The 13,986-nt window shown below is 37.2% G+C and carries 12 protein-coding genes; 5 read left to right on the top strand and 7 right to left on the bottom strand.

Annotation, left to right across the window (positions count from 1 at the left end; translation table 11 throughout):
- Positions 1-3 precede the first annotated feature (3 nt).
- The 5 genes from C8D70_RS08090 to queA form a co-directional block, all read right to left on the bottom strand.
- Positions 4-903 (bottom strand): hypothetical protein, encoded by a 900-nt coding sequence (locus C8D70_RS08090; RefSeq protein WP_076595588.1) that lies wholly within the window; start codon positions 901-903, stop codon positions 4-6.
- 328 nt (positions 904-1,231) lie between these two features.
- Positions 1,232-2,182 (bottom strand): sterol desaturase family protein, encoded by a 951-nt coding sequence (locus C8D70_RS08095; RefSeq protein ID WP_076595587.1) that lies wholly within the window; start codon positions 2,180-2,182, stop codon positions 1,232-1,234.
- A gap of 74 nt (positions 2,183-2,256) precedes the next feature.
- Positions 2,257-3,291 carry a 23S rRNA (adenine(2503)-C(2))-methyltransferase RlmN gene (gene rlmN, locus C8D70_RS08100; protein WP_076595586.1) on the bottom strand — a complete coding sequence of 345 codons (1,035 nt, stop codon included), beginning with the start codon at positions 3,289-3,291 and terminating at the stop codon, positions 2,257-2,259.
- A 32-nt stretch (positions 3,292-3,323) separates the two neighbouring features.
- Positions 3,324-3,671 (bottom strand): four helix bundle protein, encoded by a 348-nt coding sequence (locus C8D70_RS08105; RefSeq protein ID WP_110366983.1) that lies wholly within the window; start codon positions 3,669-3,671, stop codon positions 3,324-3,326.
- A 40-nt stretch (positions 3,672-3,711) separates the two neighbouring features.
- Positions 3,712-4,761 (bottom strand): tRNA preQ1(34) S-adenosylmethionine ribosyltransferase-isomerase QueA, encoded by a 1,050-nt coding sequence (gene queA, locus C8D70_RS08110; protein ID WP_076595584.1) that lies wholly within the window; start codon positions 4,759-4,761, stop codon positions 3,712-3,714.
- A gap of 458 nt (positions 4,762-5,219) precedes the next feature.
- Here queA and C8D70_RS08115 point away from each other — a divergent pair, with 458 nt between their 5' ends.
- The 5 genes from C8D70_RS08115 to C8D70_RS08135 all read left to right on the top strand — a co-directional run bounded on the left by C8D70_RS08115 (position 5,220) and on the right by C8D70_RS08135 (position 11,032).
- Positions 5,220-5,912, top strand: coding sequence for an AIM24 family protein (locus tag C8D70_RS08115; protein WP_062672057.1), 693 nt, complete (start codon positions 5,220-5,222; stop codon positions 5,910-5,912).
- A 57-nt stretch (positions 5,913-5,969) separates the two neighbouring features.
- A complete protein-coding gene (locus C8D70_RS08120; RefSeq protein WP_110366984.1) occupies positions 5,970-7,505 on the top strand; it encodes a peptidase M61 in 1,536 nt (511 codons plus the stop codon).
- Between the two features lie 200 nt (positions 7,506-7,705).
- Positions 7,706-9,103, top strand: a complete 1,398-nt coding sequence (locus tag C8D70_RS08125) for a Gfo/Idh/MocA family protein (RefSeq protein ID WP_076595582.1) — start codon at positions 7,706-7,708, stop codon at positions 9,101-9,103.
- Positions 9,093-10,007, top strand: a complete 915-nt coding sequence (locus C8D70_RS08130; protein WP_110366985.1) for a sugar phosphate nucleotidyltransferase — start codon at positions 9,093-9,095, stop codon at positions 10,005-10,007. Before C8D70_RS08125 ends, C8D70_RS08130 begins: the two co-directional genes overlap by 11 nt.
- Entirely contained in the window at positions 9,998-11,032 is a 1,035-nt protein-coding gene (locus tag C8D70_RS08135) for a phosphotransferase enzyme family protein (protein WP_110366986.1), read from the top strand. The genes C8D70_RS08130 and C8D70_RS08135 overlap by 10 nt, the downstream gene beginning before the upstream one ends.
- Positions 11,033-11,162: 130 nt before the next feature.
- Here the strand turns inward: C8D70_RS08135 and C8D70_RS08140 are convergent, their stop codons facing one another.
- Together C8D70_RS08140 and C8D70_RS08145 are read right to left on the bottom strand one after the other, a co-directional pair.
- Positions 11,163-11,654, bottom strand: a complete 492-nt coding sequence (locus C8D70_RS08140; RefSeq protein WP_110366987.1) for a DNA-deoxyinosine glycosylase — start codon at positions 11,652-11,654, stop codon at positions 11,163-11,165.
- Between the two features lie 131 nt (positions 11,655-11,785).
- Positions 11,786-13,780: a S9 family peptidase gene (locus tag C8D70_RS08145; RefSeq protein WP_110366988.1), complete on the bottom strand. Its 1,995-nt coding sequence runs from the start codon at positions 13,778-13,780 to the stop codon at positions 11,786-11,788.
- Between the last annotated feature and the right edge of the window lie 206 nt (positions 13,781-13,986).

Consider the following 13,986-nt stretch of genomic DNA (forward strand, 5'->3'; position numbering starts at 1 on the left):
AAATTAATCTTTGAGTTGATCTTTCGGGATAAAATAAAATGAAGGTTTTGTAGTTCCCAGAGGAGACCTGAACTTTTCTCCTGAAATATAAATTCCCGTTTCATCTACACTTATTCCTTCAATCTGCGATAATGAAAGAGCAGTTCCAAGGTAGTAATGCTTTGGTTTTTCTTTAAAAAATATTCCGGCTTCTGTTTCTGTAAAAATATCTAAAAAAACTTCCGTTTTTCTGGTATATCCTACTAAATAAAGCTTTTTATCAAAATAAGAGGCATCTGTAACCACAAAACCTGTTTTATAGGTTTCTTTTTTTTCTGCCTTTTGCACTTCTGAAATTTCAGGATCTACAATATAATGTGAGGTTGCTTTGGAAGCCCATTCTTTGGTAAAAACATGCAGCTTTCCATTCAAATAAATCATGGCTTCTGCATCGAAGTCATTCTTTGTATTTTTAGCAATAAATTCGGTCTGCTCAGGATAATAAAAAGAAATAGCTATTCCATCTAAAGCCCTTTCTGAACCAGGAATATTCGCAGAATCAAGACTCCCAAAAGGAACTTTATAAATTCTAAGATCTCTCCTTGTTCCGGCATTGTTTCCGAAATCTCCGATATAGAAATTCTCTCCATCGTTAGCTAACGCTTCCCAATCGGTATTGATTAAATTGGTTTTCAGTGTCCTTATAATTTCTCCGTTTTTTTTATCAATTTCAAAAAGTTCAGCAGCATTTCCACTGTCATTGAATGTATACAGCTTTCCGTTTAAAATATTCAGTCCTGAGGTTTCCTCAATTTTATTATCCAGATAATGAACTCTGTATTTTTTTATTTTCAGAAAATCAGCCTGCTGGGAAAATGCAGATTGACCAACAAAAAGAGTAATAATCAGAAGAAGTTTTTTCATATGACAAAAGTAGGGTTTTATTCTGAGGTAGTGGGTTTGAGCGTTTGAGAGTTTAAGGGTGAGAGCGTTTGAGAGCGAAAGTGTAGATTCCTACGGAATGGACAAACTACGATTTGCCTATCCGTACACCTTGTCATTCCGAAGGAATCTAAACATTGTAGGGATTAGAGAAGTTGTAGGGTTTGAGGGTTAAAGATAATTTTTTTTGCAGATTGCTTTGCTCTTTTACCTTTTTACTCTCAACCTTTGTTAATGATCTTCTTATAACAGAAAAACGAGCTAAAATAGCCCGCTTTTCCTTAGATTTCTATTGATTTTAAATCAGAAGTTAAGCCGTTTTCTGCTCTTTCTGATTTTGCTGTTGTTCTTTCTTTCGTGCCTGTTTGGCAAAATATTCTTTCTGATACTGCCTTACAGTCTTTCCGGTTCCGTCATGTCTCCATCCCGGTGAATTGAAAATATAATTGATTCTGTCTGTAAATTTTAATCCTGGCTGCTTAAGATCTTTCCAGATTTTTCTCCATTCGTAAAAAAGTACCGTATCCGGTCTGTTATCCGGCATCTTTGGATAGATTCCATACTTCACAGGTACATTCGGATCTTCTTTTTGGAAAGTTCCAAATATTTTATCCCAGATAATGAGACACATTCCCATATTTTTATCCAGATATTTCACATTACATGCGTGATGTACACGGTGATGAGAAGGCGTTACCAGAATATATTCCAGGAATCCCATGCTCTTTACAGTCTGTGTATGCACCCATGTTCCATACACCTGTCCGATAGCATATGCTACCATAATATGCCATGGATTGAATCCCAAAAATGCTAATGGCGAAAAATATAAATATCTGTAAAGTGGCTGTAATACAGGACTTCTGAATCCTGTTGTCAGGTTAAAATATTCTGAACTGTGGTGCGTAATATGAACTGCCCAGAATGCTCTGGAACGGTGGTCTACATAATGCAGCACATAGTAAGCAAAGTCTGTAATGATAAAACATGCCAGCAAATACCACACACTAAGATCCCAGGAAAAAAGTCTGTGATGGTAAAAGAAAAACATCACTCCCATGGCAAATGCCTTCATGATAAGGTCTAGGCCAAAGTTCATCAATGCAAGATAAACATTGGTGGCGAGATCTTTCCCGCTGTATAGCTTAGCTTCTGAAACGTGGCTGTAAATCATTTCAGCTAAAATAACAGTAGCATGCAATGGGATTGCCCATGCATACACATTTTCCAGCCCGTCCTCGCTCATAAGAAAATCCATCATCACAAAATAATTTGTGCAAAGGTAGGGTTTTAGCCTATTTTTTAAGAAAGTTTTAGGCTTTTTTTAAGGAAATTTTAATCTGTTGTTTTGTTGGCTAACTGTCCGCAAGCAGCATCTATATCACCTCCACGGCTTCTTCGGACCATTACAGTTACTCCTGCATTTTCAAGCTGCCGGATGTAATTTTCCTCAGCCTGTTTGTTACACTGATCGTATTTTCCATCTCCGATAGGGTTGTATTGAATGAGGTTTACTTTTGAAGGAACCTGTTTACAGTATTTGATTAACGCCTTAATATCTTCATCACCATCATTGATCCCTTTCCATACGCAGTATTCAAAAGTAATAACAGAACCGGTCTTCTGATACCAGTACTGAAGAGCCTCCATAATATCCGTTAACGGGAATTTATCAGAGAAAGGCATGATCTCATTACGCTTGGATTCGATAGCAGAGTGAAGGGATAAAGCCAGCTTTACACGCAGTTCGTCATCTGCAAGCATTTTGATCATTTTAGGAATACCGGATGTAGAAACGGTAATTCTTCTTGGAGACATTCCCAAACCTTCCGGCTGGGTAATTTTTTTGATGGCCTCCACTACGTTTTTGTAATTCATCATCGGCTCTCCCATCCCCATAAATACGATATTGGTAAGCGGTCTGTCGAAATACATTCTGCTCTGGCTGTCAATCAGGGCTACCTGATCTACAATTTCAGCAACTTCAAGGTTTCTCATTCTTTTCAGTCTTGCTGTAGCACAGAATTCGCAGTTTAATGAACATCCTACCTGCGAAGATACACAGGCTGTAGTTCTTGTTTCTGTAGGAATAAGAACAGATTCCACCATCAGCCCGTCGTGAAGTTTCACTCCGTTTTTGATGGTTCCGTCAGAGCTTTTCTGAAGAAGGTCTACGGAAACAGGATTAATGATATATTCTTCCGAAATTTTCTCACGAAGTGATTTAGAAAGATTCGTCATTTCTTCAATCGAATGGAGGTTTTTACTCCATAGCCAGTCATAGACCTGTTTCGCGCGAAACGGCTTTTCTCCTAAAGACTCAAAGTAGTCTTTAAGCTGGTCTAATGATAATGTACGGATATCTTTCATAATATTAAAGAGCCAAGTTAAAAGTAAAAGGTTTAAAGTTTAGTATTGTTAACTATTGCAGCCAAAATGTTTTTCAATTCGTTACTTTCATTCAATAAAGCTTTAAATTCCTCAGAATCATAACCATCCAGTTCTTCTAAAACACGAAGCCAGAAATGACTTTCTCTAGCTTCCCTTAAAGCAATTTTTACTTTATTTTTAAAATCTGCTTTGGATGATCCTGCCTGGGATTCTTCATAATTAGCACCTATTGAAGTAGCTGATTTCCCGAGTTGAAATCTTATTAATTTACTTTCAGAATCATTGGGGAGTGTTCTTAAAAACTTAAGACAATTAACTCCAAATGTAAAAGTTCTGATAAGTAAATCATTTTGTCTCATTTCTACTTGTATTACCTTTAACTTGGCTCTTTTTACTTTTTTATAGAATTAACATTGCGTCACCATAAGAATAGAATTTATACTTTTCTTTTACGGCTTCTTCATAAGCGTGCATTACGAAATCTCTTCCGGCAAATGCAGCAATCATCATGATCAGAGTAGACTTCGGTGTGTGGAAGTTCGTGATCATTGAGTTAGCAACTCCAAAATCGTGAGGAGGATAAATGAATTTGTTTGTCCATCCGTTGAAAGCAGAGATTTTTTTGTTTGAAGAAACAGAAGTTTCCAATGCTCTCATGGTAGTAGTTCCTACTGCACATACTCTTCTGTGAGATTCTACTGCCTTGTTGATGATAAGAGCATTTTTCTCATCAATGATGATCTCTTCAGATTCCATTTTGTGCTTAGAAAGATCTTCTACCTCAATTGGGTTGAATGTTCCCAATCCTACGTGAAGGGTAACTTCAGCAAAATTGATTCCTTTGATCTCCAATCTCTTCATCAGGTGCTTGGAGAAGTGAAGACCTGCTGTAGGGGCAGCTACTGCTCCTTCTACTTTTGCATAGATTGTCTGATATCTTTCTGCATCTTCCGGTTCTACTGCTCTTTTGATATATTTTGGAAGTGGAGTTTCTCCTAATTCCTTAAGTTTCGTTCTGAATTCGTCGTAAGAACCGTCGAATAAGAATCTTAATGTTCTTCCTCTTGAAGTTGTGTTATCAATAACCTCCGCTACCAAAGACTCATCTTCTGTGAAGAATAATTTGTTACCAATTCTGATTTTTCTTGCCGGATCTACCAAAACGTCCCAAACTCTGGTTTCTTTATCAAGCTCTCTTAATAAGAAAACTTCAATTTTAGCACCTGTTTTTTCTTTATTTCCGTAAAGACGTGCAGGGAAAACTTTCGTATTGTTGAAGATAAACAAATCCTCTTCATCAAAATAATCCACAACATCCTTGAATAATTTGTGCTCGATAGTTTGTGTTTTTCTGTCAAGTACCATTAATCTCGCTTCGTCTCTGTGCTCTGATGGGTGTTCTGCTAATAATTCCGCAGGAAGATCAAAATTAAAATCTGATGTTTTCATTTTTTAAATTACGGTTTAAAAATTATTGAAATTACAAGGTGTAATTTTCGGAGTGCAAATATACGACATTGAACACCCCTTTGTCAAGTTTTATTTACAATCAAATATAAAACCGTGATTTTACGGGGAGTTTCAAGGTATAAAAAGAGTATTTTTGGAAAAATTAAAATTCAATATGGAACCTGTAAGTACAATATATTTCATTGATAATCCGTAACCTAATGATCACAAAATTGAAAACTTCAGCTGGAGCGGACGGACTCATGAATATGGATTTATCTGGTTTGATTTTCATTTAAAAACTGAAAATTATTATGTCAATGATAATGAAAAGAGTGAGGAAAAAGGTAAAAATGTGCCTGCCCGGAACTCAGGATTTGCAGATCTGAATCCTAAAAGTAACAAAAGAGAGTATAAACTCGACAAACTAAAGTAATAACACTAACAAAAATATCATTATGAGTAAATATTCGATTGAAGCATTCATCAACGAAACAAAAGAAAATCCGCAGCAAAGAGATTATTTTGAGCTGGAAACGAAACATCTTCTGGAAATCAACCTTAACAATCAGGCAGTATGGACGAAAAGAGGAAGCATGGTAAGCTATGTGGGAAATATTAATTTTGAAAGACAGGGAATGCTGTCCGGAGGAATTGGAAACCTCTTAAAGAAAGCTATAAGCGGTGAAGGAGCCAGGCTGATGAAAGCAGAAGGAACCGGAAAACTGTATGTAGCCGATTCCGGGAAGAAAGTCCGTATTTTATATCTGAATAATGAATCTGTTTGCGTAAACGGAAATGATATTCTTGCCCACGAACAAAGCGTAAAAAGTGATATCACCATGCTGAAAAGTATTGCAGGAATGATGTCCGGAGGGCTTTTTCAGGCGAAACTTTCAGGAACAGGGCACATCGCTATTACCACTCACGGAGATCCTTTAACTTTACTTGTAACTCCTGATACACCTGTATTTACAGACCCGAATGCTACTGTTGCATGGTCCGGAAACCTCAGCCCGGAACTGAAAACCAATGTTTCTTTCAAAAGCCTTATCGGCAGAGGAAGCGGCGAAGAGTTTCAGATGAAGTTTTCAGGACATGGATGGGTACTGATTCAGCCTTATGAAGAAGTATACTACATGGAAAAATAAAACCAACAAAACCTAGAAGTGATTTAGAATTTTCGTAATAATTAAGATTTGCAGCCCATGAATACCCTTATAAAGCTATTTTTTGTGATCATCATACTACCTAACGTTATGATTGCTCAAATGTCAAAGAAAAATTACGACTATTCTATAGATCTTCTTCATATGTCCAATGATGAAGTCCGGGTATCTTTTTCACCTCCAAAGAATAATCTTAAACAGGGCAGATTTATCATTCCCAAACTGGTACCCGGATTTTATCAGGCTATGAATTTCGGACAATATATTTCCGATTTCACAGCCACTGATAAAAACGGTAAAAAAGTCTTAACGGAACGCCTGGACAAAAACAGCTGGATGGTACATGATCTCAGCCGGGTAAAGAAAATATCTTATCAGGTAGCTGATGGATGGGACTCCCTGGAAAAAGAATCTCATGAAGCCCGATCCGCAGGAAGTATGTTTATAAAAGACAGCGTTTTTGTCATCAATTATAATTCTTTAGTAGGATATTTTGAAGAAATGAAAGATATTCCTTATCACATTAAGATTACAAAGAACAAGGATTTTTATGCTTCCTCCGCCCTGGATTACAAACAGATAGATAAAATTACAGATATGGTATGGGCAAAGGATTACCGCGAACTGGTAGATTCTCCTGTCTTATATTCCGTTCCTGATACTACCTGGCTCAAAATAGGCCATACCAAAGTACTTGTATCATTCTACAACAAAAAGGAAAGACATTACTCCAAAACGATTGCTCACGAAATTGAAAACATTCTGAAAAATCAGCAGGCTTATCTTGGCGGAACATTACCGGTCAGCAAATATGCATTTCTGATTTATTATGAATCTTCCAATGAAAATGGATATCTGGGAGATGGCCTGGAACATTCCCACTCTACAGTCTGCCTTTACCGTTCCGGAAATATGAAATTTCTTCCACATGCCTTAAACAGGGTTGCTTCTCACGAGTTTTTTCATGTTGTTACCCCGCTCAATATTCATTCAGGGGAAATTCAGCATTATGATTTCCTGAATCCTGTCATGTCTGAACATTTGTGGCTATACGAAGGGATGACAGAGTATGCGACCATTCATATGCCTATCAAACAAAAAATGATCAGCCTGGAAGATTTTGAAAAAAGTCTGGAAGAAAAAATCAAAGGCATGAAAGAATTTGATAACACCCTGTCTTTTACAGAAATGAGTAAAAAATCCATGGAAAGACAGGATCAGTATATGAACTTTTATATGAAAGGAGCATTACTCGGGTTATGTCTGGATATAAGACTAAGAGAGCTTTCCAACGGGAAAATGGGAACTCAGGATCTGATGCAGATGCTTATGAAAAAGTATGGAGCAGGTAAATATTTTAACGATGATGAACTTTTTGATGAGATTACCAAAATGACTTATCCCGAAATACATACTTTTTTTAGAGATTTCGTAGAAGGCACTCAACCCATTCCTTTAAAAGAGTATCTGGAAAAAGCAGGATTCAATTATGATGAAGCTACCGGAAAGGTAACTTCAGTGTCCCATCCTGATTCAAAACAAATTGCATTAAGGAAGGCCTGGATTAATCAATAAATTTTCATGCAGATAAAAAAAACATAAATAAACAAAATAGTGAAAATTAATAACCTATAATTCAACAACTCCAAAAGCGTTCAACTTTAAAATCCAACAACGTTCAAATTCTTACAAACCGCCTCCCTCAATTCATTCTCCTATTATCCATCACGTTATGGGGATTTACAAAAGTTTTAATATATTTAAGAAAAAAATAGATGAACGATAGTAATTCCCGCAGAAACTTTCTTAAGACAGCTGCTTTAGCAAGCTTTGGGGCATTGGTTTTACCCAATTCCTTATTTGCTTATTCCAATGATTTTAAAACAGATAAAAAAGTCCGCGTAGGTTTTATCGGCGTAGGCCTTCGTGGTCAGGAGCATGTAAAATTACTGGCAAAACGAAATGATGTAGAGATTGTTGCGTTTGCAGATCCGGAGAAAAGGATGCTTGCCGCGTCTCAAAAAATATTAAAAGACAATAATAAACCTGCTGCTCAGGAGTTTTCCAACGGAGAATATGACTATCGGAATCTTTTAAAATTAAAAACAATAGACGCTGTTGTTATTGCTACTCCATGGGAATGGCATCTTACACAAGGTGTGGAAGCCATGCGCGCTAAAAAAATTGTGGGTATGGAAGTTTCCGGAGCGATAAAGCTTCAGGACTGCTGGGAATTTGTAAAGGTATATGAGGAAACGAAAGTTCCCATATTTATGATGGAAAATGTGTGCTACCGAAGAGATATCATGGCCATCCTGAATATGGTCCGTAAAGGAATGTTTGGTGAACTGGTACATGGAAGAGGCGGTTATCAGCATGATCTGAGAGGTGTTCTTTTCAATGACGGAGTTACTCCGTACAATTCCGGTGCTGAATTTGGAGAAAAAGGATTCAGTGAGGCTAAATGGAGAACCGAACATTATGTAAAACGTAACGGAGAACTTTATCCTACGCATGGCTTAGGACCGGTTGCCATGATGATGGATATCAACAGAGGAAACCGTTTAACAAGGCTTTCTTCATTCTCATCAAAATCTGTAGGGCTTCATAAATATATTGTTGAGCATCCAAAAGGCGGAGAAAACCATCCGAGTGCGAAAGTAAAATTCAACCAGGGAGATATTGTCACTACACAGATTGCCTGTGCTAATGGAGAAACCATTCTTCTTACTCATGATACAAGTTTACAGAGACCTTATGATCTTGGTTTCAGAGTTCAGGGAACTGAAGGATTGTGGCAGGATTTCGGATGGGGAGATTTCAACCAGGGACACATCTATTTTGAAAAAACAATGAACCATACCCACCGTTGGGATAATACTGAAAAATGGATGAAAGAATATGATCATCCGATTTGGAAGAAGTTTGAAGCTACCGCTGCAGGAGCCGGACATGGCGGAATGGATTTCTTTGTGATGAATACTTTTATTGAATGTATCAAACGAAATATAGAATTCCCGATGGATGTGTACGACCTTGCTTTATGGTATTCCATTACGCCACTGAGTGAAGAGTCTATTGCCAAAGGCGGTCAGGTTGTTGATATTCCTGATTTCACCAACGGAAAATGGAAAACCCGTAAACCTGTATTTGGAATGACTGATGAGTTCTAAGAAAACATTACTCATATTAGCTGGTGGATTAGGCAGCAGATACAAAGGTCTCAAGCAAGTGGATGGAATACTTGATAACGGTTCGCCGATTCTTGAGTATTCTATCTTTGATGCTCTGGAAGCAGGTTTTCAAAAAATAGTTATTATTGTGAACAAACTGATTCCTGAAAGTTATATTGAAAGACTCAACAGCATTTCAAAAGCTAAAAATTTTGAATTGCTTTGGGTATATCAGGAGAAAGACACTATTCCTATTTCACTGGAAGGCTTTGATTACCCTGATCGGGAGAAGCCATGGGGAACTGCTCATGCCGTACTTTGCGCCAAATATTCAATACAGGAACATTTTGTGATGATCAATGCGGATGATTTTTATGGAAAAGAAGCCTATCAACTGGCTGCCCATGAAATTAATCATCATCATATTTCAGATACACAATTGGGGATGATTGCTTACCCTGTAGATACAACATTGAGTGATAACGGTGCTGTGGCGAGGGGAATATGTACCCTGGATGCCGGAAATTACCTGGTTAAAGTAGAGGAACAAACGTCTATCCAAAAAATCAATAGTACAATCATTTATGTGGACAACGGAAAAAATATAAAATTAGATCCCGAAACATTGGTATCTATGAACTTTTTTATTTTTCATCCTCATATTTTTTGTTATCTGGAAGCCTATTTCTATGATTTCATTGAATCTGATCCGCTTTCCAATCAGGAATTTTACATTCCTTCCGCAGTACAAAAAATGATAGACGAAAACAGAGTAAAAGTAAAAGTGAAAGCCTCTACATCCCAATGGATGGGAATTACCTATGCTGATGATAAAAAAGAAATTCAAGATTTTCTGATTTCAGAGACTAACAACCACAGATACCCGAAAGATTTATGGAAATAAATGATATTGTTATTGAGTTTATTGGTAAGGATAATTATGAACTCACTCCTATTAATGACGGATTAATCAATACAACTTATCTTCTGGAGGATAAAGATCAGGGGAAAAAGTTTATTCTGCAGAAAATCAACAATCATGTTTTTAAACAGCCGGAGGTTGTCGTTAATAATCATTTATTAATTAATGAAGTTCTGAAGTCCAATAATTATCATTTTCAGATTATTGAGTCTATTCCGTCTCTGGCCAATAAGCTGCTGGTAGAAGATATAAATGGTGAGCCCTGGCGTATGCTTAATTTTATAGAGAACAGCCTTACTTTTCTTACTGCTCCATCTTTACAGACCGCTTTTGATGCTGCTAAAACCTTCAGTTATTTTCTGAACACTGTAAATACTGAAAAACTGCCTGCCATTGAAGATTCTCTTCCCAATTTCCTCAATTTTGAGAAAAGGATTGCAGATTATAAAAACGCACTCAAAGATGCACCAGCTCAATTAAAAGAAAATGCAAAAGCTGAAATAGAAATCACCAACCAGCTTCTGTCTTTGCCTGACCAATGGATCGAAATGGAGAAAACCCATCAGATTCCTAAAAGAATTATTCATGCCGATGTAAAAATCAGTAATATTCTTTTTGATCAGAATCATAAGCCGCTGGCTGTGATTGATCTGGATACCATGATGATTTCTACCATCTTATATGATTTTGGAACAATGATCCAATCTTATACCAATACTACACAGGAAGATGACGGAGCTGCCCAAAACAATTTCAATCCTGAAATGTATAAGGTTGTAAAAGAAGGCTTTTTATTTTATCTAAAAGAAAAACTGACTAAGACAGAATCTGAGAATCTTGATTATGCAGCACAGGTCGCTATTTACATTCAGGAACTTCGTTTTTTGACGGATTACCTTAACGGAAGCACCTACTATTCTATCACACATCCTGAACACAATCTGGACAGAACCAAAAACCAGCTGGAACTGTTGAAAGGATTAAGAGAATACTTGGGAAGTAAATGATTTTTAAATTCTTATCATTTGTACTAAGATTACATATGATATTTAGATTCCTACGGAATGACAAACAGAGCGCTTTATTTATCCGAACATTTTGTCATTCCGGTAAGAATCTAACTTTATCTACTCACTCTCAAACCAAAAACTCCAGAATTCTCTTCCATTCTTCCCGCTTTTTTTCAAAAGAAATGGTATGAAGCGGACTTGTAGAAGGCAATAGAAAAATGGGCAGTTTATACTCTTTACCCAAGAGTTTCAGCAAGTTTTTATAAGATTTTCCGCCATTGCAAAAAATGGCTTTGACATTTGGATATTCTTCAAGCAATTCTTCAATTTGATTAGCTTCTTCGTTTCTGATTTCAGAATCCAGACTTCCTTTTCTCTCGCAGGAATCAATGACATCCCAGAGGGCAATATGGTGTTTCTTTATTGTTGCAATTCTTTGAGAATAATCCTCTGTAAATTCTTCGTTCAGCAATTCAAAAATGATTTTCCAGAATTTGTTTTGTGGATGAGCATAATATTGCTGTTTTTCCAGTGATTTTACTCCGGGAACTGAGCCTAAAATTAAAATTTCAGATTGGATATCAATAAGAGGTGGAAATGAAGAAATACGGTTTTGCATATTCAAATATATTGATTTTATTGCTCACAGATTGGGAAGCTGGAAGAGAGAGGCTGGAAGTTAGTCAGATTATTCATTATAAAAAAAACGGGCTAAAGCCCGTTTCTATTGATCATAAATTGTTGTTTGTCTTATAAAGTTTCCTTCAGCCAGTCGAAGAATTCTCGCTGCCATACTAATCCGTTTTGCGGATGAAGTACCCAGTGATTTTCGTTCGGGAAGTACACCAGTTTAGATTTTAATCCTCTTAATTTTGCAGCCTGGAAAGCTTCCTGCCCCTGCTCGTAAGGAACACGGAAATCAATTCCACCCTGAACAATCATGATGGGTTTGTTCCATTTTTCTACAAAATTGCTTGGGTTGAATTCTGTGTATGCTTTTGGAAGCGGCTTTTCCCATGGAGAACCAATATCCCAGTTGGCAAACCAAAGTTCTTCAGTAGTCAGATACCATGATTTCATATCAAATAAACCATCATGAGCGATGAACGTTTTGAATCTGTTCTCATGGATTCCTGCCAGCATAAATACGCTGTATCCTCCGTAACTTGCTCCTACAGCGGCTACTCTGTCTCCATCTACGTATGGTAAAGTTTTCGCAAAGTCTGTGGCTGCCAGATAATCCCTCATTGGCTGTCCGCCCCAGTCTCTTGAAATTTCTTCATTCCATTTTGTTCCCCAGCCCGGCATACCTCTTCTGTTCGGAGCTACTACGATATAACCGTTGGCAGCCATCAAAGCAAAGTTCCACCTTGTGCTGAAATACTGTGTCAATGCAGACTGCGGACCGCCCTGGCAGTATACCAAAGTAGGGTATTTTTTGTTCGGATCAAAGTTCGGTGGATAATGGAACCAGACTCCCATTTCTTTACCGTCTGAAGTTTTCACCATTTTAAGTTCAGATTTCCCTTGAGCCAGCTTAGCATAAGTTTCTTTGTTGGCTTCAGTAACCTGCTTCATTTCTCCGTTTTTAACGTTTACAGAGAATAATTCTGTGGCATGGTTTACGTCTGTTCTTCCTACTAAAAGTGTAGTTTTATTGTCTGTAAAGATTTCGTTTACGTCAAAATCTCCTTTGGTGATCTGCTCTACTTTTGCTGATTTTGAATCCAGGGCAAAAAGCTGTTTTGTCCCTCTGAATGCCGCTGTGAAGTAGATTGTTTTTGAATCTGCTCCCCAAAACACATCTCCTGAAACGCTTTCATCCCAGCCTGAAGTAAGATTAGTCGTCTTTCCTGACTTCCAGTCCAGAATTTTCACATCATTTTTATCTGCTTCATATCCATCTCTGGCCATGCTCTGCCAGATTAAAGATTTTCCGTCCGGGCTGAATTTTGGGTTTACATCATATCCTTTGTTTGATTCTGTAAGGTTTTTGGTAGTACCTGATGCCAGATCATAAGCAAAGATATCGGTATTGGTACTGGTAGCGTACTCTTTGCCACTTTTAGGTTTTGTAACATATAAAAGCTGTGCAGAATCCGGGCTCCAGATAAAATCTTCAGCTCCACCGAAAGGTCTTTGCGGGGAATCCCAGGTTTTACCTTCCAGAAGATCTTTAGCAACTTCTACTTTATCCGAAGTACTCACTACAAATACGTGGTTGTATTTTCCTTCATTGAAATAATCCCAGTGTCTGTGGTTCAGGTCCGTATAAACCTGAGCCGTAGTTTTGGGAGTATCACTGAATTTATCTTTCCCCATTACTTTCTCTACCAGCACCTGCTTGCTGAAGGCAATTTTCTTCCCATCCGGAGAAATGACAATATTATCAGCTTCCCCGATAGTATAAAATTCTGTCCAGGTTTTTCCGGCATCTTTAGAAAGATAGATTTTATCACCTTCCTGAGCATAAATTCCGTTTTTATCCCACTGAATAAGTGCTTTTTTACCGAAATCGATTTTAGAAGACTGATGATTAAGAACATTCAGAAAATAGTTCTCGTTTTTTGTTTTCTCTGTTTTCAGATCAACCTGTCCTACTTTATAGATAAGAGAAGCCTGATCCGGTGAAACTGCCTGTACTCCCACTTTTTTCAAAGTCCAAAGAATTTCAGGCGTCATTACTTGTTGTGCATTCATTAAAAGCGGAGCTGCCAAAGCCAGCAGACTGTACTTAAGTTTCATATGTTGATATTCATTTTTAACGGATCTGTGAAATCATAGTAATTTCACGAAATCCTTTTATTACATTCAAAGATTGCCAAAGTTAATATTTAAAATAAAAACGCACGAAAGAATTAACATTTAAGTTTAGATTTTTATTCTATATTCTTAAAAATAAATGTATAGTTAAGAAATATAAACAAGTACAGATGCCAAAGCAACTCCTA

This window comes from Chryseobacterium sp. CBTAP 102, from assembly GCF_003201365.1.
GTDB classification, from domain to species: Bacteria; Bacteroidota; Bacteroidia; order Flavobacteriales; family Weeksellaceae; genus Chryseobacterium; species Chryseobacterium candidae.